The following is a 21,780-nucleotide window of genomic DNA, read 5'->3' as shown; positions in this document are numbered from 1 at the left end:
ATTTTCATTTCTGCTTCAATCCATTATTTTTAAAAAGATAATAAGCCGTCTGATAATTAGCAATTGCACGCTTTATGACATCATTATTATTTTTCCAGGGAGTCTGTTCATTATTTTCTTTCTGATATTGATAAGTTTCCAATTTTTGCTGTGGAGATAAAATAACAAGTTCATTATTTTCCATATATGCCAGCTTTTGATAAGTTCCAACGAAAATCCTTGGAGTATAATTATCAGCAAGTACATCTTTACCATAAAGATTGTTTGTATAATTCCATCCAAACATGCTAAATAACGTAGGATATAAATCAATTTGCGAACACATTTTTTCTATTTTAAAAGGCTCTTTTTTTGCAAGATTGACTATTAATGCAGGTATATGGTATTTAGCAACATCAATCTCATTTTTTCCAGCACTACTTGCACAATGATCTGATACAATCACAATGACTGTATTTTTATACCACGGCTTTGATTTAATCTTTTTCAAAAAAGCACCGATAGCATAATCTGTATATTTTACAGCACCTTCGCGACTCGAACCAGATGGAATATCAATTTTCCCTTCAGGGTACGTAAAGGGCCTGTGATTTGAAGTAGTCATCACAAAATCATAAAATAGTTTTCCACTTTTATATTGTTGATCTGCATTCCTAATAACCTCATTGTAAAGATCCTCATCACAAATACCCCATGCATTTTCAAAAGTGACATTACGATCATCAATAGAAGTTCTAGTCGAAGAATATTTCTCTTTTACAATGGCATTTCTTGGTCTATCTAATATATTATATCCATTGTTTCCAAAATACTTATTCATATTATCGAAATATCCATCACCTCCATAAAAGAAACTTGTGTTGTATCCTTGCGAATTAAAAATTGATCCAATTGTGGTAAGGTCATTATTATTTTTCCTTCTTACGATACTATTTCCTGGTGTAGGAGGAACTGCAATTGAAAGAGCTTCCATTCCTCTCACTGTTCTTGTTCCAGTTGCATACATATTTGTGAATAAAATGCCTTCTTTTGCTAAAGAATCGAGAGTTGGAGTTAAATTCTGATTATTTCCAAAAGTTTTCATAAAATCTGCACTGAAACTTTCCATTGTAATCATTATTACATTGGGTCTTTGGGGAAGCGGTAATGGACTTTTAATTTTTCTCTTTATACTAAAATTGTTTGATGAATAAAATGAATTAGGCTCTTTCAGGTCATTCCTTACAATTTTGAAAGCTTCAGTACTGTCAATGAGTTTATAAAAATGATCATAATTTATCTCATTGTTTTTATATGCTGAAAAGAATGAATAAATACCTGACTTCGATAATTCATTTTGGTATCTGTTTCTGCTAGTGTCTGCAAGACTATTATCGACGAAGAGTGCATAGATTAAAGTACCAAAAACAATAACTGCGGTTACCCTGAGTCGTGTATAAAATTTTGTTTTTCCAGTAAATGCGTCTGAAAAATATTTCTTTCTATGAAATATAAAAATAACGAGGACGGTCAGCCCAATCATAATGGCTGACAAGAAGGGTAATGGATAAGATTGATTGATATTACTGACCACCTCGTATGTATAGATCAAATAATCAACAGCAATGAAGTTGAAACGACTTTCAAATTCCTGCCAAAAGGTTATTTCCGCGAAAAATGAGAAAAATAGTATAAGAACAGAAAGTGAAAAACTAAAATAGGTGATTGACCTATTAAATTTTGTATTAATTAATTTCTTAGGAAGAAATAATAAATAGATACTATATGGTAAAACAAAAAATAGTCCTACTCCAAGATCAAAGATAAAACCTAAAATAAAGATCTTCACAAATGAGATTACTGCCAAATCAGATTGATTTATAGAAAATATTGTGAATCCTAATCTTATCAAAAAAGAAAGGATAATGTATAAAATAAAAAATCTGATAAGTAGCGTATAACTACTTTTAAATAGGTTTGTAAATTTCATCCTGCAATTAGCTTAGAAGTATTAAATATGAATAGCTATTCCATGTACGGCAAGACAAGCTTCGCGTATCGATTCATAATAAGTTGGATGGCCGTGAGAAATGCGGGAAATATCTTCAGAAGCAGCTCTGAACTCCAAGGCTACGGTTGCTTCTCCTATCATGTCAGAGGCTCGTTCACCGATTATATGGATTCCTAATATCTCATCGGATTGATCATCAGAGAGAATCTTGATCAAACCAGTTGTATGACCACTCGCAATTGCCCTGCCTGATGCAGAAAAAGGGAATTCTCCTACCCTATATAATCTACCTTGTGATTTCAATTCCCTTTCCGTACTTCCTATCCCAGCAACTTCTGGGCTTGTATATACTATATTTGGTATTAAATTATAATTGATATGGGGTTTCTGTCCTGCAATAGTCTCTGCTACAAATATTCCTTCTTCTGAAGCCTTATGTGCCAGCATAGAACCTTTAATGACATCTCCGATCGCATAGACACCTTTAACATTCGTTTCTAAATTTTGATCAGTCTCAATCTGACCTTTAGAAGAAAGTTTAATTCCGACATTTTCTAAACCAAGCCCTTCAGTATAGGGCTTTCTTCCAATAGAAATAAGACAATAATCGCCTTCTATTAAGATTTCTTCACCTTCTTTATTTTTTGCCAGAACCTTTACATTATTATCTGCAGCAATAACTTCTTTGACTTCATGATTCATAAGAAATTCAAAACCTTGTTTTTTAAGCGATTTTTGAAGTTCAAGACCTATTTTTTCATCCATGGTATAAATCAGCCTATCTAAGTATTCTAAAACTGTAATTTTAGTTCCCAGTCTTGCAAAAACAGACCCCATTTCCATTCCTATTACTCCTCCTCCAACGATGATAAGATGTTTTGGAATTTCCTTCAATGAAAGTGCTTCCGTTGAACTTATAATTCGATGCTTATCAATTGTTATTCCTGGTAAGGAAGACGGTTTGGATCCCGTAGCTATAATAATATTATCTGCAGTGATTTTTAATTCACTCGTCTCAGTTTTTAGAAGAATAGTATTTTTATCAATGAATGAGCCCCAGCCTTGAAGAACTTCGACCTTATTTTTTTTCATTAAGAATTTGATTCCTCCATTAATTTTAGATACAACATCAGATTTTCGGGCTACCATCTTATTGAAATCTACTTTAGGATTCTCTACAGAAATACCGTGTTCAGCAGCATCATTTATAATATCTGCGAAACGTTCTGTACTATCCAGCATTGCTTTAGAGGGAATACATCCAACATTAAGACATGTTCCTCCTAAGACGGGATACTTTTCTATAATTGCTGTTTTCATACCCAGTTGTGCACAGCGAATAGCTGAAACATACCCTCCGGGACCAGAGCCGATAATTATTACATCAAATTTGTTTTCCATATTTCAGTATTTTCAATAATGTTCTGGTTAAAAATTTTAAAGGTGTACTTCACCTTCTTGATGCCCTTCCGTCTCAATTTGAAAGGTAGTATGTGAAATTTTAAAATCAGTGGTAGCTTTGTCTGAAAGTGTTTTTAGGAGAATATTTGTATCCTCACTATGCTCAGTAATAACATGTGAACTCATTGCATTAACACCTGAAGTTAGAGACCAGACATGAAGATCATGTAATTTTTTAACCCCTTTTATGGATTCAAGAGATTTTCGTAAGTCCTCAATATTTACATCTTTTGGCGTTCCTTCTAAAAGGACATTTACAGCCTCTTTTAAGAGCTTCCAAGTTCTTGGAAAAATTAAAAGACCAATTGCTGCGGAAATCAATGGGTCAGCATAATACCATCCTGTCGTTAACATTATTACACCAGCGATCATTACCCCAATTGACGTTAAACCATCTGAAAGAACTTCAAAATAAGCGCCTTTCATATTAAGACTCGTATTTGAATCTTTGCGAATGATCATAATTCCTATAATATTTACAATAAGACCAATACCAGCCACGATTAACATTGGAGTGCTCTGTACTTCTGGAGGACTTTGAAATCTCTGATAGGCTTCAAACAAAACATATATAGAAATACCCAATAAAACTACTGCATTGATAACTGCTGCCAGAATTTCTGTTCTATAATAGCCAAAAGTCTTTTGAGAGGTTGCTTTTCTTTCACCTATCTTGATGGCAATAAATGCTAAAAACAATCCTACAACATCTGTCAACATGTGTGCAGCATCAGCTAATAGTGCTAAGCTTTTTGTAGTTATACCTCCAACTACTTCTGCAATCATATATGTACCACTTAAACAAAGCACAATCAAAAGATTTTTTTTGTGTTTTGCAGAGGCAGATAGATTTTTATTATCGTTACTCATAATTTTTAGACATTAATTTAAACTTAAACTACATTTCAAAATAAGAATCATTTAGTTTTTTTACAGGAACATTTTCTTCTCCTATCATCTGAAGAATATTAATCTCTATGGTTTGTGCCAAAGAGGTCATTGGTGTATCAACCGGTGTATTTTCAAATGGATCCTGCATAATGATTGCTGTTTTCTCTATCGAAATAAATATAATAGGGACAATAATAGTAGTGGCTATTTCTACAGTCAACTGAGAATCTTCCAAACCAAAGGGCAATAAAAAAGCAAAAACATAAATTAATGTATGCAATAATATACTGTAGGCTCTTGGGAAAACAGTATTTTTCAATCGTTCACATTTACCCATACTGTCACATAATCTCATTAATACTTCATTAAGCTGTACTTGCTTAAAATCTGAAACATCATAATCGTTAGCAATTTTCCGAATCTGCTCAGAATGATTGTCTAACAAAGCATTCGGAATATTTGTTCCTTTGATGTCTTTAGAGTTAAGGTACTCTTGAACCCTACTTGAGAATGGCTGTTTTCTTAGCGCCTCACCGAGAGCATAAAGCCAAACAATTTGTCTTTCTGCAAATTCTTTTGTATCCTGACTTTCCTTAGGAACAAATTGCTTTACAAGTCTTATAAATGACCTTGAGTCATTGACAATCGCCCCCCAAACCGTTCTTGCTTCCCACCATCTTTCGTAGGATTGTGCAGTTCTGAATGCTAATAATAGTGACACGGCAGTGCCCAGTAACGCGGGAATACTTAGAGGGATTGATATCTTATTTAAAATTGAGATATCATCTAAAAATCCTATAAGAAAGGCAAAAAATACAATCAGTACAATCTGGTATTTAATTTGTCGGATAAAATATCCGATTGAAATTCTTTTGTTTAGTAACATCGCTTTTTTGTTTTTTGTTTATTTATATATTTTCTATCTGCTATTTTCCAGAGAAAACATGTTCCTAATTTTAAGTATCTTCAAAACAACATATAAGAGCATAGTCAATAGACAACCTATCATAAAGATAGTATTAAAATGAAGATGATTATTCATAAGTTCGGCTGTAAGATCAAAAACCGTAAAAATCAGGAAGATGGCAAAAAGTCCGTTTTTTTCTTTAAGTAAAACTTTCCTGATACTGAATCTCAGTTGATTACTTTTGAATAATGAAAAATTGGGTATAAAAGGAGGTACTTTTTCAGTCCATCTGACATAATAATCTCCAAATTTTCTTTCAAGAAACTGCTCCTCTGCAAATACGATTCTTTCATAATAAATCCAATAGAAAAGAATGAATGAAACTATAAACCATGCATTTTCAGTGAACATAGCCAGACCAAGCCACATAAAGAAATTACCAAGATACAATGGGTTTCTGACAATACTATAAATACCTGTTGTATTAAGCTCATCAGCAACCTGACCTTCTTTTGTATTTCTGCCTGATGTATTTTTAGGCGTAAATCCAACCGTATAAATTCTTATTCCCAATCCGAACATACTAATAAGGAGGCAGATTATTTCGTAATAAAGACTGCATTCGGAAGCACTTCTGTTCCAATTGCTTTCAATAAAAACTGCTAAACCGATGAAAATAACAATGAGTGGTAAAAAACTTCTGTATCTGAATAGCCAGCTACCTTGTGTTTCTAGTTCTTGTCTTAAAGCCATAATAATTAATATTTAAAATAAGAGTGGAAACACCTTACGGTTAATTCCACTCTTTTTGTTAATTAATGCCCGTGATCCCCAGCGTTCGATAATTTAGCATTCACGAAGAAAGCTCCTTTAACGACAATCTTTGCATCTTTTGGAATTTCGGTAACAGGAGTAATAGCGGTGTAGCCCATTTCTGATGAACCTTTAGCCACTTCAACTTTTTCAAAATTCATTTTCTTTCCCTGCTCCTTGGCATGATTTCCAGCTTCCTGCTCATTTTTATGACCGTGTTCAGCTTCTCCTTCATCATGTCCATGTCCATGATCATCATCTGCCTTTTCTATAGCCTCATGCTCCTCATCTTTTTTGTCTGTCTGTACAAAAACATAAAATTTACCGTCAGCCTCTACGATTGCTTCATCAGGAACAGCAGGTGTTGTAGCACTCTCAAGATTTATTACACCTGTGATATTCATTCCGTCAATCAATCCCACTTTATTACCTGTAACATTAGCATGAACAGAAATCGTCTTGCTTTCATTTTCAAAAGAAGAACCGATACTGTAAACCGTTGCATTATAAAATACTTCAGGATTATTGGTTAATTTAAACTGTACTTTCTGACCTACTTTCATTTTAGGTAAGTCTCTTTCGAAGATCTGAAGATCCAGGTGAATTGAACTGTTATCTATCATTTCCAAAACCGGAGATGAAACATCTACATAACTTCCTATTTGTGCATTGATATTACTAATTACACCACTGATAGGAGCAGTAATAACCAATCCTGAACGGAGATTGCCATTGTTGACTCTTCCCGGGCTTATACCCATCAGCTGAAGCTGTCTTTGTAAAGACGCTCTTTGTGTTCTCAGGCTCTTAAGTTCGGCATCAGAACTCTGAAGATTCTTTTTAGCTCCTGCATCATTGTCAAATAGCTCTTTCTGTCTTCTGAATTCCTGCTCTGCAAAAGATATTCGACTGTTTATGGTTAGATATTGCTCCTGCAGCTGAATGTATTCTGGATTACTGATGCTTGCCAACACCTGCCCTTTTCTTACGTAATCACCAATCTGAAAATTAATGGTCTTAATAACACCTCCATACAAAGAGGTCACTGTAGCTTTTTTATCATTAGGAACCCTCAACAATCCGTTGGCTTTTATGGTTGATGTTAAGTCTTTCATTTCAACTTGCCCTAATACAACACCTACCGATTTCATCTGTTCTTCTGTAAGTTCTGCAATAGTTTTCGGTCCTTCTTCGTGAGCACCCTCTTCAGCTTGTTCTGTTTTGGGTTTTTCTGTTGTTGCTTCCGCTGTATCTTTCTTTCCGCAACTAATGGCAAAAAGTGAAATTAAAGCTAGAGATACAATACTATATTTGATTTTCATCTTTATAAATTTATTTATCAGATGAAGTACCTGTAATACCGATTAATTAATAGCATTACAGGCATTTCATTTTATTGATTGATTATTGAATTAATGATAATGACAGATTCATTGACCTGCTGAATGGATTGCAGATATTTCAACTGAATATTGGTTGAAGTCTGCAATGCAAAAAGATATTCCACATATGATATTTCCCCAGTTTTATATCCTAACTGTCCTGCTTTCGTAATCTTCTCAGCATTTGGAATAGCCTGATTGACGTAGTAATCATATTGTTTTACATTCTGCTGATATTGGTTCAAAGCATTTTCAAGCTGTGCTTCCAATTGTTTTTGCTGAAACTTTGCATTGGACTCAGCCATTTGCTTTTGGTATTCCAATGATTGTATTCTAGCCTTGGTTGCGCCAAAAGTCAAAGGAATTGAAACGCCTATTGTCGCAGAATGAAACCTGTTTCCACTGTTAAAATATTGATCCATCCCATTTACAGTCTGAAAACCAATCAGTGACTGATTCGTATAACCTATTGTGAAATCTGGTAAACCGAGGGACTTTTCAACCCTTTTGTTTTTTTCAGCAATCTCCATATCCTGATAAAAAGCTCTTACGGTAGGGTGTTTTGCTACTACAGCGCTGTCCAAAACATAATCTGCTTTCAAAGGATGGTAATTCTCATCATATAATATGGTAAAATCCTCAGAAGTATTCAGAAGCGCTTTTAGATTTTTGTAAGCATTAACTAAATACACCCAATTTTGTTTGAGCAACAGATTAATTTCTCCTTTCTGAGTTTCAGCTGTATTAATCTCAATTTTTTTGACATCTCCTGCTTTAAACCTAACTGTTGCTATTCTAATAAAATCGGTATATAAGCTATCCAAATTTTCCAGCTTTGTTTGATTATACTGCAGATATTCTATCTGATAATAATATGTTCTAACTTGTTTAGCCAGCTCATTCGCAGAAACTTCCTTACTGATCTGTTTACCTTTAACCTGCTCATTAATAAGGTCTCTTTTTGCCTTAAATAAGCTTGGAAATGGAATCGTTTGGGAAATGGAGAACATTTGATCAAACTTTTTCGAGTTATACTGTCCTAATTGCATATCTGCATTCATTTTAGGAAGTTCTTTAGCTGTAGGCAATAATGCTTCCGTGGCTTTGATATCCAGATCTTTCGACTTCATCAAATTATTGTTGGTTAGTGCCATCTTGGTAGCCTCCTCAAGACTCAAAGGATTACCCTGTTGTGCTTTAAAAGTCTGACCTAAAAAAAGGAACCCTAAAACAACAATTGTTGTAACAGATTTACTGCCTATTTTTTTAAAATTGATTTTAGTATTAAAAATAATGTAGAGCATAGGCAATACAAACAAAGTAAGGAATGTAGCTGTAACCAAACCTCCGATAACAACTGTTGCCAGTGGTTTCTGAACTTCCGCACCTGCTCCCGTAGAAATTGCCATTGGTAAAAATCCTAATGAAGCTACTGTTGCCGTCATTAAAACAGGTCTTAATCTGGTTTTTGTACCTTCCATCACGCGCTTTAGAATATCAGTTTCACCTTCTTTTTCCAATTGGTTGAAAGTACCTATCAAAACAATACCGTTCAAAACCGCAACTCCAAATAAAGCAATAAATCCAATTCCTGCACTGATACTGAATGGCATATCTCTTAATAGTAAAGCGAAAACACCACCGATAGCACTCATTGGAATGGCTGTGAAAATCAATGCTGCCTGTTTAAAGGAATGGAATGTGAAATATAAAAGCATAAAGATCAGTAGCAACGATACAGGAACAGCAATCATCAACCTTGCGCTCGCAGCCTTTAGATTTTCAAACTGACCACCATAAGTGAAATAATATCCCGATGGAAGTTTAACCTGTTGATCCAGCTTTTTCTGAATATCTTCCACAACGCTTTCAACATCTCTGCCTTTCACATTGAAACCGATAACAATTCTTCTTTTTCCTGCCTCACGACTGATCTGTGCGGGACCTAATTTATAACTGACATTTGCCACCTGTGAAAGAGGAACCTGCACTCCTGAATTGGTGGAGATCATCAGGTTATTTACATCATCGATATTCGTTCTGTTCAAACTGTCTAAACGGACAACAAGATCGAATCTTCTTTCATTTTCAAAAACCTGTCCTGCTGCCTGTCCTGCAAATGCAGTACTTACAGCACTGTTGACATCCTGAATATTCAGTCCATAGTTGGCCATTCTGGTTCTGTCGTACTCCACATTAATCTGAGGAAGCCCGCTAACACGTTCTATTTGTGGGGAAGTTGCTCCCTGAACAGATTGAATAACTTTTGCTGTTTTATCTGCATAAATTGCCAATGAATCTAGATTCTCACCAAATATCTTCACCGCAACATCCTGTCTGATACCCGTCATAAGCTCGTTGAAACGCATTTGGATCGGCTGGTTTTTTTCAAAGAAAACTCCTGGAATAGTCTCTAGTTTTTCAGAAATTTCATCCGCTAATTCTTCATAGGATTTCTTGGTTTTCCATTCATCCTGTGGTTTTAAAACGACAATCATATCCGTGGCTTCCGGCGGCATCGGATCAGTAGGTACTTCTGCAGCTCCTGTTTTTCCGACAACCATTTTCACCTCATCAAATTGCTTGATAATTCTTGAAGCCTGCATTGAAGTTTCTATACTTTGACTTAAAGAACTTCCCTGTGGTAAAATACAGTGAAAAGCAAAATCCCCTTCCTGTAATTGAGGAATAAATTCTCCACCCATTCTGCCAAAAATCAAAACTGCGACAGCAAATATGGCAACAGTTACGCCTACAAGCCAATATTTAATTTTCAGAGCTTTTTCCAGAAGAGGCTGATAGATTTTTTGGAGTCTGTTCATCATCTTATCTGAGAAAGTCTCTTTATGAGAAGGTTTTTTTGATAAGATCAAGGCGCTCATCATAGGAATGTAGGTCAATGATAAAATCAAAGCTCCTAGAATTGCAAATCCAACTGTCTTAGCCATTGGTGTGAACATTTTACCTTCAACACCCACTAAAGTTAGAATCGGAATATAAACGATTAGAATAATAATTTCTCCAAACGCAGCACTGCTTCTAATCTTTGACGCAGAAAGGAAAACCTCTTCATCCATTTCATTTTGAGTCATTACTTTCATACTTTTTCTCATTCCAAGATGATGAAGGGTGGCTTCGACAATAATCACTGCCCCATCGACAATCAAACCAAAATCAATAGCTCCCAAACTCATCAGGTTGGCGCTTACCCCAAAAACATTCATCATTCCTAAAGCAAATAGCAATGAAAGTGGAATTGCTGAAGCAACAATCAAACCTGCTCTTAAATTTCCAAGGAATAGAACCAAAACAAAGATTACGATCAATGCTCCTTCAATCAGGTTTTTTTCAACAGTGCTGATTGCTCTTCCTACCAGATCTGTTCTGTCCAAAAAAGGCTCAATCACAACATCTGCCGGAAGCGATTTCTGAATAGTTGGAATTTTTTCTTTAACCCTTTGAACGACTTCATTACTATTGGCTCCTTTCAACATCATAATTACACCTCCCACTGCATCTACTTCTCCATTGTATGTCAAAGCACCATAGCGGACTGCGTGACCTAAACCAACATTGGCTACATCTTTAATGAAAATCGGAACACTACCCGTTTCATTTTTAACAGCGATATTCTTAACATCTTCAATCGAAGTAACGATTCCGATTCCACGAATAAAATAGGCATTTGGCTTTTTATCAATATAAGCACCTCCGGTATTCTGATTGTTTTTTTCTAGAGCAGTAAATATATCTGTGATACTTACTCCCATTGCTTTTAGACGGTTTGGATTTACTGCAACTTCATATTGTTTCAACTCTCCTCCAAAGCTGTTAATTTCTGCAACGCCGGGAGTTCCGTTAAGCTGTCTGCGGACAATCCAGTCCTGCATTGTTCTAAGCTCCTTACTGCTGTATTTTTTCTCACTACCTTTTTTAGGGTGAAGAATATATTGATAAACTTCGCCCAAGCCTGTACTCACAGGAGCCATTTCAGGTGTTCCAACACCTTTAGGGATTTCTTCTGCAGCTCTTTTTAATTGTTCACTAATTAGTTGGCGCGCAAAATAAACGTCGACATCTTCTTTGAAAACAACTGTAATTACCGAAAGTCCAAACCTTGAAATACTTCTTGTTTCTTCAATATCCGGAACATTTGCAATACTTTGTTCAATTGGAAATGTGACGAGCTGTTCAACTTCTTGTCCGGCAAGTGTAGGACATACGGTTATAATCTGTACCTGGTTATTAGTGATGTCAGGTACGGCATCTATTGGCAGTTTGGTAGCGCTCCACGCTCCCCAAATGACTAACATCAAGGTCATTATTCCTATAATGATCTTATTCTTGATGCTAAATCTTATGATTTTATCTAACATTAAATATAATTTTTATTGAACTTCTATGAGGTATCATTAAAAGAAGATACCCGAAAGAACGACAAAGATGAGCAGGAATATCATGCAATGATATTGCAATGTTTTCCATGATAAATTGATGAAAGACACACGTCTTCCATATACATCAATAATGACTATATTTTGGGAGGTTGCCAGATCTGGTCGTAAACCAGATAAGCGAAATCATTTTTCTGAAAATGAATTTTTTTTGAGAAGTATTCAGTTACCTTTTTTTGAAAAGGTATTAAAGGTTCTATTTTAAAAGAAGCAACTGTAATCTTACAGCAATTGCATGAACATAAAGGAGAACAGATATCTCCATGGTCCTTAGAATGATTACTGTTATTAGTATTAGCAATTGTGAAGGATTTATTATCATTTGTAAAATTGGCAGACTGAGCATGAACATCACTACATGGTACAAATGAAAGCACCACAAAATAGATCGTTAAAAACAGTTTCACAAATTTCATGTGACAAATATTTATTTTTAAAAAAACACAAGATTCTGCCAAAAACAAAAACTTTAAAAAGCATTGGTTTGTAAACCAATGCTAAACAAAAAAGTGATAATGAGCCGGAAAATAAAAATTACTATTTATAATCTCCGGATCAATGCGGATTGTACAACGCATTTTTACCACTTACAAAATTAAGACATTCAACCAATTGAAAATCACAATGGGGGCATTCTTAAGGAAATCTTAAGGAAACTAAAAGTTAAAAAAAAAATAAGGCTTAAGCAAGCTCCTTAGTAAGTTGTACCCCGAAAGTCTTGATATCGTTTTTGTCTTCTAATCATAAAAAGAACCGGAAGACACGTCTCCCGGTTCAAAAATAACTATGTATGAATTACGAAAAAGCATTTTATTTTACGTTTTACTAATTTTCATACCATAGCCTCAACAAGATAATTACAAGTATCTAACCTGTAATCGAGAAGTTATGAAACCAAACTATTAATAACAAAAATATTATATTTCATGCACAATCTTCAGTTTGAAAACTTAAGATTTCCTTAATAATAAGTTCTGATAAAATAATTGCTTTTTTTATAAAAATTGAAAGTATTAGCCATCAATAATTATTACTTTTGTTAGTATTCTTTAAAGAATCAGAGATTTTTACCATACAGATTTTATAAAAATTAGCAAGAGAAAACATGAAAATTTTGATTGTTGAAGATGAAGAAAAATTATTACAGCTTCTCAAGGAAGGTTTGTCAGAAGAGGGTCATGATATAGAAACTGCCGGAAATGGGAATGACGGGTTGATAAAGGCTGTGAATAATAAGTTTGATCTTATTCTCCTCGACTGGATGCTTCCTGAGATATCTGGTTTGCAAGTATGTACAAGAATACGAAAGAATGATAGCGAAACACCTATTATTTTTCTTACATCAAGAGATACACTTGAAGATGTAGTAAAAGGATTGGAATCCGGAGCCAACGATTATATAAAAAAACCTTTTAGTTTTCAAGAGCTAATTGCACGAATCAATGTTTACAGTAGAAGTATTGCCAAAGAACAGCAAGCGTATTATCTTGGAGACATTACCCTTCTTTCTGAGAGCTATCAAGTGTTTAGAAATAAAGAGGAAATTTCATTAACACAAACTGAATATGAGTTATTAAAATTTTTGATAAAAAACAAAGGAGTTGTCATGTCCAGAATCGAAATCCTGCACCACGTCTGGGGAATTGATTATGAATATGATGCAGGTATCATCGACGTTTTCATCAACGGAATAAGAAAGAAACTTGGAATTAAGCCTAATGATGAAAGAATAAAAACGATAAGAGGCCGTGGTTTTATTGCAAAAGATCTATAATTATGCTGAATTTATCATTTAAAGATAGAATTTCTCTTTACAACTTACTGGGAGTTGCAGTCCTAATACTCATTGTATTTTCAGCGATTTATATCACTGTTTCAATTACCGTCAATAATGACATCAACGAAGAATTAAGGCGTGAGATTAATGTACATCGGGAAAGAAGCACCAAGATAAATGGAAAGGTAACCTTGGTTCATAAGGAAGAGTGGCAAGAGTCAGAACATAATACAACGGATATGAATCCTGTTTTCATCCAAATTTTTGACAATGCAGGAAAAAGTATTGACAAATCTCCTAATCTGGGTAAAAATAAGCTTATACTGCAACCTGAAACCTCTGACGAAAAATTTATAGATTCCCATTTAAACTCTGTTCCAATTAGGCAGATTCAACTTAAGCTTGAAGAAGATAATCAAAGTTTCGGGCATACGGTAATTGCGATGTCAATCAAACCTCAATATCGTATTTTGAGCAGTTTGCAATACATTTTGATAATTACTTATATTCTTGTTTTACTTGTTCTATTTTTTCTGACACGTTTTATTGCCGGAAGAAGTATTCGTCCTGCGCTTGCCATTATGGAAACGACCAAAAATATTACAGCAAATAATCTTAGAGAAAGAATTACACTTCCTTCCAATAAAGATGAGCTGTATATATTATCAGATAATATAAATGAATTACTTAACAGAATCGAAAGTGCTGTCAACCGTGAAAAACAATTTACTTCTGATGCATCACATGAGCTACGGACTCCATTAGCAATCATCAATACAACCCTTGAAATACTTATTCGCCGGCCTCGAAACACGGAGGAATATGTCGAAAAAATTAAATCTTGTATTGAAGAGGTTAATAGAATTAATGGGATGGTGAGCCAGTTACTTATGCTTGCACGTTTTGAAAATGCCGATAAAAATTTTCAATTGGCTCCTGTGGAACTGAACATGATTATTAGCAGTGTTATAGCAAGAAATAAAGAGAGAATAACAGAAAAAAATATAACAATCAACCATTCTACTATTCAAAATTGTATGGTTCTATCTCACGAATCAACGCTCTCTATCGTTTTTGACAACATTATATCAAATGCCATTAAATATTCTCAAGAAAATACGATGATCAATATTGAACTTGAAGATAAACACGATGAGATATTATGCCGAATAAGCGATCAGGGTATTGGGATTTTATCTGATGATCTTGATAAAATCTATGATCAATTTTACAGGTCGGAAGCTAGTGAGCATGGTCATATTAAAGGCAGTGGTTTGGGGCTTTCAATTGTCAAAAAGATAAGTGACCTTTTAAATATACATATTAACATACAGTCTATCAAAGGGATGGGCACAGATATTTATTTAAAGATACCCAAAGTTAATAAGTAAACATTAAATATTTACAAAGTGTTACTAGGTTTTTAATTTGAACAAGAGGTGAAAAAAGATATACCTATAATTTCTTATTACTCTATATATTTAAAATTTAATATTATGAAATATAGACTGTTGTAAATAATTGATATTTTTAAATTCTAAAATTTCAGATTATAAATGATGATAAAAACCCTATTCTTATTACTAGTTGCACAGCTATCATTTGCACAAATCAAAACATTTAGCAATAAGACAATCAATACAAAAGAATTTGAAAAAAAATTACTTAAAGCAATGGATTCTTTACAGGTTAACGGAATGAGCATTGCGGTAATTAATAATGGAAAGATTGTCTACAATAAAGGTTTTGGTTATTCTAATGTAGAATCTGGAAAAAGAATTACTACTTCAACTTACTTTGAGGCTGCATCATTGTCCAAACCTGTTTTTTGCTTATTCGTTCTTAAACTTGCCAATCAGGGAAAAATCAATCTTGACAAACCCCTTTATGAGTATCTTCCCGCTGATAATATTAGCGATGAACGCTATAAAAAGATTACAGCAAGAATGGTTTTAAGCCATACTACCGGTCTTCCAAATTGGAGCGAGACCAAAATGGTAACTTTAGAATCTGAACCGGGAACCAGCTTTTCTTATTCAGGTGAAGCATTTGTTTATCTTGCCAAAGTTGTTGCCAAGATTTATAATACTGATCTCAAAAATTTGGATAGAATTTTTCAGAAAGAAATCGCCGAGGAGTTTAAATTAGACAATTTTAATTTTGTAATTACTCCCAAAATAGAAAAGGATCTAACATCAGCTTATCAGGGAAAAAGTGAAGTTAAAGATGAAAGAGACCGATTAAGTTTTGATCCGGCAGGAGGACTTTACTCCAATCCCACGAATTATGCTCAGTTCTTAATCCAGTTAATGAACCACAAATCGGAATACAAAGATATGTTTAAGCCATTTATAAAATTGGAAGATGATAATATCATCAAACAATACTTTGGAGTTAAGTCTTGGACATTAGGATTAGCCGTTGAAGAGATTAATGGTTCTCAAAACTATTGGCACGGAGGAAATAATTTGGGTTACACCAATTCATTTACAATCAATCCTGATAAAAAATTTGGCTATGTTTTTTTTACCAATGCAGATCAGTGCCATTCAATGAAAAAAATTGTTGAAAAGATTTTGTGGCAATAAAAGACTTCTCCAGGAAAAAATACTGTTTTATTATTTACAGAGTCAATTAAGCCCTTTACTGTCAAAATAAGGAAGCTCAAAATATAAAGTGAATTATGAAAGAACTTTTTTTATCCATTAGTGTCAAGTGAAACAATTTAAACCAATATTACTACTTTTGGAGGTAGTATCAAAATAACAGCTAATGCAATCCATATATAGGCTGTTTTAATATTTATATTTTATGAGAGTAGTTTTGTTTACAGTAGTTTTATTGATATCATCACAAATTAATGCACAGTTACTTCCAAAGTACACTGATTCTCTTAATTTAGGTAACAAAAGGGAAATAGCTATACATTTAAAAAAACCACAAAAAAAGAGCGGCTTTAGTTTTTCTCTTGGAAAAGAAAAAGAGGTTACTTACAGAGATAATTTTACAAATCGGATTTATTTTCAAAATGGATTTGATAGAACATTAATACCTCAAAAAGATAATGTAACTAAATGAAATGCTTATTTTTAAATTAAGCTTTTAGCCATTTCCAAAATAAATTACAGTTAACAGGTATTGAAAATTTTAAACAGAAAAATACACAAGGAATATCACAAAGACTTCCTTGCATATTTTAATTTTCAAAACAAATTAAGGCACTAATACAGCACGACCTTTTATTTTACCTTCGCGCATCTTATCATAAACTAGATTAGCCTCGTCAAGAGGATGCTTTTCTATCTCTATATGGATTTTGTTTTGTCTTGCGAGACCTACAACTTCCATCAGTTCGGTGCGAGAGCCCCAATAAGGGTTGGTCATTGTTACTCCAAACGGCAAACCATTCATAGTGTACTGGTAATAGCCTCCACCTAAACCAACAATGGTAAGATCTCCATCCATTCCAACCACTTTTGTTCCCAAATCTATAGTTGGTGATGCCCCAACAAAATCCAATACTACTTTGGCTTTCTTCAGTCCTGTGATTTTCAGGATTTGTTCCGCTGCGTCAGGATCTTTGGAGTTGACCGTATAGTTAGCTCCCAGTTCTTTTGCAAAAGCCAATTTATCCTCAGTAACATCGCAGGCAATAATAGCTACTCCGGTAGTTTCTTTCAGAAGCTGTACCGCCACATGACCCAAACCTCCTATTCCAATTACTACTACAAATTCATCAGGCATCAGCTTAGGCAATGATCTCTTGATGGCAGAATAAGGTGTAAGCGCCGCATCTGTCAATGGTGCTGCAATAACAGGATCTAAATCGTGAATCGGAACAAGCAATCGTGAAGATGGCACGAGCATATATTCCGCCATTCCTCCATTGAGTCCCAATCCTCCACCATATCCTAACTCAGATTGATGGTCGCAATAATTTTCTTTGGACTGCTGGCAAGGTTTGCAATGTCCGCATCCCCAAGGTCCATAGACCAGAACAGCGTCCCCCTTTTTATAATCTTTCACTGACTCTCCTACTTCTTCTATCCATCCTGCATTCTCATGACCGAGTGTGAATACCATATCGCCTACTGTACCCTCGTCTATGATATGCAAATCAGAGTGGCAAACACCTGCGCCTCCTATTCTTAGTAAGACCTCATCACCTTTTGGTGTTGGTTTTTCGATATCGGTTACAATTCTTACATCTTTGTGTCCAAAGTAACGTACTGCTTTCATAATACTTTATTTATTGATTTTACTATATGCAATTTAAGGAGAGCTAGTGTTAATCGGGGTTAGTAGACTCTTAATATTTTCATAAATATTGCCATGCCTTATCTTCTAATTAATAAACTACTACACTTAAATAGCCGAAATTATTCAAGTAAATATTTTTTCAAAAATTCTATTTCAGCATTTTTCTGCATAGCAATATTCTCGGCTTTGTGAAAGCCATGTCCTTCGTTTTTTGCTCCAAGATACCACACTGTTTTATTTTGCTCTTGAAGAGAACGCAACATCTTTTCAGATTCTTGAAAATTCACCCTAGGATCATTATAACCTTGAACAATAAATAAAGGTGAATTAATTCTGTCAGAATTGTTAATAGGTGAAATTTTCAATAAAAAATCTCTGACCTGTGGATTTCTCTCATCTCCAAACTCAGCTCTTCGAAGATCTTGACGATAGTTACTAGTTTTTTCAAGATAGTTTACAATATTTGATATACCTACTACATCAATTGCACAGCGTATTTTGTCAGAATAATTCACGACTGCTGACAGAGCCATAAATCCACCATAAGATTCTCCGAAAATAGCAATCCTGCTTTTATTCAAATAAGTTTGATCTGCAATCCAGTTTATTAAAACACCAACATCTTTGATAGCATTTTCTCTTTTAAGAATATCATCAGCTTTCATGTAAGTTTTTCCATAACCATTAGATCCTCGGATATTAGGGATTATAACAGCAACTCCAAGTTCGTTGGCCAAATACTGATACCATTTATTAAATTTTGGTAAGACCTGGTATTCAGGACCTCCATGAAAATCTATATAAACGGCATGTTTTCCACTCGTTTTAGGTTTATAAATAAAAGCTGGAATCTGGTAGTTGATTTTGTTATTATCGGTTGCTGGTATTGTGATTTTTTCAGCTTTAATAAAATCAAATTCAGGTTTAGGAGTGGCATTTTTATTAATGAACTGACTAAGCTTATTATTGTTAAAATCATAAGAAAAAACTTTTCTTCTAAAAGTACTTCCATAAAAATTGAAGGCTGCTTTATTTCCGCTTTTATTTATTTTCAAATCATCAATTATACCCTCAGGAATCGAACTCACTTTCTTATAAGAAAAGTCTCTCAAATCCATTCTGTAAAGAATGGAACTTCCATTTTCATTGACTGTAAATATCAAATATTGCTTATTTTTATTGATCGACAACTCATCAATATTCCAATTAATATCAGTTGTTATTTTTTTTGATGTTTTACTTCTAAAGTCATAAAGTCTTAACTGCAGAAACTCCGAATCTTCATCAGATACAATTAAACAGCCATTTCTTTCAGGGAGAAATCTCGCATCAGAATAAGCAACATCATTTTTTTGTGGATTAATTTCTTCTAGCAATTTTGTTGTAATATTATAAAGAAATAATTGCTTTATATTCTCTGAAATAATCTTCACAAATAGAATATTATTGGAGCTGGTATCCCAATCATAAATAACAGCTTCATCAGTTATATTCTCTAAAAGTAGTTTATCATTGTATGGTTCACTCGTATTACGAATATATAAATCAGCTTCATCACTTTTTCTTTTATTTGATTTATAAAGAATCTGCTTTCCATCAGGCTTCCAAAAAGGGTTAGAACTTCTTGAACCCTTTTCTGTAATGGCAATTGTATTTTTTGATTTAATATCATAAAGAAACAACTGAAAATCTTCTTTGCCATCCTCATCTTGCAGAAACAGGAATTTAGTTTTATCAGGTGATAGGAGATCAGGACTTTCCTCTACTGTGTATTTTTCTTTAATACTTCCATCATTTTTTTTCATTTGGTAAATCACAGAACCGCCATCCAATAAAAGTGCATTATTTTTCCAATCTATAAATGCGGGAAAGTCAACGTTGCTTTTATATTTATTAATGTCTGGATTTAGTTTAGTACTCAATGAATCGGGAAGTCCGTAAATAGTAAGATTATCTTGCGACAATACTAATTGTGAAATTAGGATTAAAGAACCAAGAAAAAATCTAGATACTTTTTTAAAATCAAAAATATATAAATTCATCAAATTCGTTAACATTATTATTAGTTTAAATAGTGAAGTTTTATTTACCATAAGCTCCACATGCTCATAAAGCATTGATTGTCAAAAATAAACATTAAAACTTATATGTAAAAATAAAAATTCTTTACTTATATAGTTGGATGTTTCAATATTGGCTATCCCATAGATACATTGCATATCTTTTATGGTTTTCTACTTAATTTAAGTGTTGCTACATCTCATCATTAATAACAGAAACATCATCTTTATATTTTAAAGAACCCAATGACATAATTATTTAATTTTTCTATTATTGACGAATTGGTTAAATTCAAATAATTCCTTCGCTTGTTCATCCCAATTTTTCCTTGGTAATAGTTGTAAAGTTACAAAAATGTCATTCTTCTTATTATAAGAATCAATGCGTTCCAACCTCCCGTGATAATCTTTTTCAGCGTGTCTGTAAAAGGAGTATGGTAAAATAGTATCTGTGGGATAAATATAAAAACGAGTATAATTCCAGGGAGAATTAATTTCAAATCGTTTATATTTCTTTGTGAAAAGAATGGTATCGGACAAATTTCTTCTATTTCTGTAATTCAGAATCCAATCTTTTGAAAATACAGCTCCATCTTTTTTATTCCAAACCAATAAAGGCTTTTGCTTTTTAGAAGTATCTGAAAAGATAAAGTTGTTCTGTGCTTCATCAATTTGGAAATACAAGGAATCTTCAATGTAAAACAACTTCTTATTAATTTCCGGAAACATTTTATCAGGAACTAATTCTATAAGTTGATTCTGAGAATAATTTATTTTTGATAAATGAAAACTCTCCATTTGGTCCAAACCTTTGGAAGCATCAAAATAGACATTGGAAATAAGATCGATTCCACCTTGTTCCGATACGATTTCTTTTTGACAGGAGTTTAAGATGACGAGAAACAGATAAAATGGGAATAATAATTTTAGTTTCATTTCAGGTGAGTTTATAAAAAGAGCGGTAAATCTTTAAAAGATTTACCGCTCTTGATGAAAATATAAGTAAGTAAAATCTTTATCGTTTAATGCTTTGTTCCCTCACATTAGCCTTTTCGTGCTTATTGTCTTGTTCCAAACCTTCTAAAGGTTTGTTGGTATTCAGCCTGTTCATATCATTATCATAAAGCTTAAGGTTTCTGTTTTGGGGATCAAGTACAGCTTTTCCTTCTATGATTTGATCATTTTCTTTGAACTTCACTTTTAATATATTTCCTTTCTCCAATGATTTTATAGCACTATCCTTCCATTCAGGTTTATCAAATATGAGATTTGATTTTTCAACAATCTTTTCGGTATCTACACCATAATTTTTGTAGAAATTCTGGAACAGGTAATTTCCTTTATCAGTTTTCGGTTCATTAAAATTAAATTGAACAAATGCAGGTTCTAATTCATTGTTCTTCTTAGGATTAAGAAATTCTATTTTCACACTCCGACCTTCCAATAGATTAATTGCTTCTTTTGCCGTGAATGAACTGTCCTTACTGATTGAAAAATTATGTGAGAACTGCTCACTTTTTTCATTGGTCAGTTTCGCATTGTAAGAATTAAGAAAAACACCTCCATTTTCGGTTTTATTGAATTTTAATATAAAATCAACCTTATTTTCGGGTAGGGCTTTATCTGAGGTTGTCTTTATTTCAAATTCCTGCTTCTTTGAATTAATACCTTTTTCCAAATCTTTGTGAAGTTTTTCATCTTCTCCAAAACCAAGATATTTCATCTGGTCTTTCAAGTACTTTACCTGGTCAAATTCTTTTTGTGTTTCCATAATGTGTGGATTTT

General features: G+C 33.6%; 16 protein-coding genes. 4 read left to right on the top strand and 12 right to left on the bottom strand.

Translation table 11 applies throughout. The features are described 5' to 3' along the window. Positions 1-4 precede the first annotated feature (4 nt). From AC5P2S_RS06790 to AC5P2S_RS06755, 8 genes are all read right to left on the bottom strand, one after another. Positions 5-1,846: an LTA synthase family protein gene (locus AC5P2S_RS06790; protein ID WP_494556706.1), complete on the bottom strand. Its 1,842-nt coding sequence runs from the start codon at positions 1,844-1,846 to the stop codon at positions 5-7. 144 nt (positions 1,847-1,990) lie between these two features. Then, the gene (gene lpdA, locus AC5P2S_RS06785; RefSeq protein ID WP_494556705.1) at positions 1,991-3,391 is read right to left on the bottom strand and encodes a dihydrolipoyl dehydrogenase; all 1,401 of its coding nucleotides are present in this window, start codon (positions 3,389-3,391) and stop codon (positions 1,991-1,993) included. Positions 3,392-3,427: 36 nt separating this feature from the next. After that, entirely contained in the window at positions 3,428-4,321 is an 894-nt protein-coding gene (locus tag AC5P2S_RS06780) for a cation diffusion facilitator family transporter (RefSeq protein WP_494556704.1), read from the bottom strand. Between the two features lie 28 nt (positions 4,322-4,349). Continuing rightward, positions 4,350-5,228, bottom strand: a complete 879-nt coding sequence (locus tag AC5P2S_RS06775) for a bestrophin family protein (RefSeq protein WP_494556703.1) — start codon at positions 5,226-5,228, stop codon at positions 4,350-4,352. Positions 5,229-5,261: 33 nt separating this feature from the next. After that, a complete protein-coding gene (locus tag AC5P2S_RS06770; RefSeq protein ID WP_494556702.1) occupies positions 5,262-6,002 on the bottom strand; it encodes a methyltransferase family protein in 741 nt (246 codons plus the stop codon). 62 nt (positions 6,003-6,064) lie between these two features. Next, positions 6,065-7,384: an efflux RND transporter periplasmic adaptor subunit gene (locus AC5P2S_RS06765; protein ID WP_494556701.1), complete on the bottom strand. Its 1,320-nt coding sequence runs from the start codon at positions 7,382-7,384 to the stop codon at positions 6,065-6,067. Between the two features lie 71 nt (positions 7,385-7,455). After that, a complete protein-coding gene (locus AC5P2S_RS06760) occupies positions 7,456-11,820 on the bottom strand; it encodes a CusA/CzcA family heavy metal efflux RND transporter (protein ID WP_494556700.1) in 4,365 nt (1,454 codons plus the stop codon). Between the two features lie 155 nt (positions 11,821-11,975). Further along, positions 11,976-12,314 (bottom strand): DUF6660 family protein, encoded by a 339-nt coding sequence (locus AC5P2S_RS06755; protein WP_494557011.1) that lies wholly within the window; start codon positions 12,312-12,314, stop codon positions 11,976-11,978. 689 nt (positions 12,315-13,003) lie between these two features. Here AC5P2S_RS06755 and AC5P2S_RS06750 point away from each other — a divergent pair. From AC5P2S_RS06750 to AC5P2S_RS06735, 4 genes are all read left to right on the top strand, one after another. Then, positions 13,004-13,672, top strand: a complete 669-nt coding sequence (locus AC5P2S_RS06750) for a response regulator transcription factor (RefSeq protein WP_494556699.1) — start codon at positions 13,004-13,006, stop codon at positions 13,670-13,672. A gap of 2 nt (positions 13,673-13,674) precedes the next feature. Then, entirely contained in the window at positions 13,675-15,066 is a 1,392-nt protein-coding gene (locus AC5P2S_RS06745; RefSeq protein ID WP_494556698.1) for a sensor histidine kinase, read from the top strand. 165 nt (positions 15,067-15,231) lie between these two features. Next, positions 15,232-16,263: a serine hydrolase domain-containing protein gene (locus AC5P2S_RS06740; RefSeq protein ID WP_494556697.1), complete on the top strand. Its 1,032-nt coding sequence runs from the start codon at positions 15,232-15,234 to the stop codon at positions 16,261-16,263. A 223-nt stretch (positions 16,264-16,486) separates the two neighbouring features. After that, positions 16,487-16,753 carry a hypothetical protein gene (locus AC5P2S_RS06735; RefSeq protein WP_494556696.1) on the top strand — a complete coding sequence of 89 codons (267 nt, stop codon included), beginning with the start codon at positions 16,487-16,489 and terminating at the stop codon, positions 16,751-16,753. 135 nt (positions 16,754-16,888) lie between these two features. Here the strand turns inward: AC5P2S_RS06735 and AC5P2S_RS06730 are convergent, their stop codons facing one another. The 4 genes from AC5P2S_RS06730 to AC5P2S_RS06715 form a co-directional block, all read right to left on the bottom strand. Next, complete coding sequence (locus tag AC5P2S_RS06730; protein WP_494556695.1) at positions 16,889-17,914, bottom strand: NAD(P)-dependent alcohol dehydrogenase; 1,026 nt, start codon at positions 17,912-17,914, stop codon at positions 16,889-16,891. Positions 17,915-18,054: 140 nt separating this feature from the next. After that, positions 18,055-19,992: a S9 family peptidase gene (locus tag AC5P2S_RS06725; protein ID WP_494556694.1), complete on the bottom strand. Its 1,938-nt coding sequence runs from the start codon at positions 19,990-19,992 to the stop codon at positions 18,055-18,057. Positions 19,993-20,250: 258 nt separating this feature from the next. Next, positions 20,251-20,931 carry a hypothetical protein gene (locus tag AC5P2S_RS06720; protein ID WP_494556693.1) on the bottom strand — a complete coding sequence of 227 codons (681 nt, stop codon included), beginning with the start codon at positions 20,929-20,931 and terminating at the stop codon, positions 20,251-20,253. 79 nt (positions 20,932-21,010) lie between these two features. Next, the gene (locus tag AC5P2S_RS06715; RefSeq protein WP_494556692.1) at positions 21,011-21,766 is read right to left on the bottom strand and encodes a hypothetical protein; all 756 of its coding nucleotides are present in this window, start codon (positions 21,764-21,766) and stop codon (positions 21,011-21,013) included. Between the last annotated feature and the right edge of the window lie 14 nt (positions 21,767-21,780).

The organism is Epilithonimonas sp. 33E, from assembly GCF_059372615.1.
This window is presented reverse-complemented; position numbering and strand designations above follow the sequence as displayed.

Excerpts from the sequence above, each read along its gene's own strand:
- AC5P2S_RS06755 (WP_494557011.1), bottom strand. The coding sequence starts at position 12,314 with ATGAAATTTGTGAAACTGTTTTTAACGATCTATTTTGTGGTGCTTTCA.
- lpdA (WP_494556705.1), bottom strand. The coding sequence starts at position 3,391 with ATGGAAAACAAATTTGATGTAATAATTATCGGCTCTGGTCCCGGAGGG.
- AC5P2S_RS06765 (WP_494556701.1), bottom strand. The coding sequence starts at position 7,384 with ATGAAAATCAAATATAGTATTGTATCTCTAGCTTTAATTTCACTTTTT.
- AC5P2S_RS06780 (WP_494556704.1), bottom strand. The coding sequence starts at position 4,321 with ATGAGTAACGATAATAAAAATCTATCTGCCTCTGCAAAACACAAAAAA.
- AC5P2S_RS06715 (WP_494556692.1), bottom strand. The coding sequence starts at position 21,766 with ATGGAAACACAAAAAGAATTTGACCAGGTAAAGTACTTGAAAGACCAG.
- AC5P2S_RS06735 (WP_494556696.1), top strand. The coding sequence starts at position 16,487 with ATGAGAGTAGTTTTGTTTACAGTAGTTTTATTGATATCATCACAAATT.
- AC5P2S_RS06750 (WP_494556699.1), top strand. The coding sequence starts at position 13,004 with ATGAAAATTTTGATTGTTGAAGATGAAGAAAAATTATTACAGCTTCTC.
- AC5P2S_RS06730 (WP_494556695.1), bottom strand. The coding sequence starts at position 17,914 with ATGAAAGCAGTACGTTACTTTGGACACAAAGATGTAAGAATTGTAACC.
- AC5P2S_RS06725 (WP_494556694.1), bottom strand. The coding sequence starts at position 19,992 with ATGTTAACGAATTTGATGAATTTATATATTTTTGATTTTAAAAAAGTA.
- AC5P2S_RS06720 (WP_494556693.1), bottom strand. The coding sequence starts at position 20,931 with ATGAAACTAAAATTATTATTCCCATTTTATCTGTTTCTCGTCATCTTA.
- AC5P2S_RS06760 (WP_494556700.1), bottom strand. The coding sequence starts at position 11,820 with ATGTTAGATAAAATCATAAGATTTAGCATCAAGAATAAGATCATTATA.
- AC5P2S_RS06770 (WP_494556702.1), bottom strand. The coding sequence starts at position 6,002 with ATGGCTTTAAGACAAGAACTAGAAACACAAGGTAGCTGGCTATTCAGA.
- AC5P2S_RS06740 (WP_494556697.1), top strand. The coding sequence starts at position 15,232 with ATGATGATAAAAACCCTATTCTTATTACTAGTTGCACAGCTATCATTT.
- AC5P2S_RS06745 (WP_494556698.1), top strand. The coding sequence starts at position 13,675 with ATGCTGAATTTATCATTTAAAGATAGAATTTCTCTTTACAACTTACTG.
- AC5P2S_RS06775 (WP_494556703.1), bottom strand. The coding sequence starts at position 5,228 with ATGTTACTAAACAAAAGAATTTCAATCGGATATTTTATCCGACAAATT.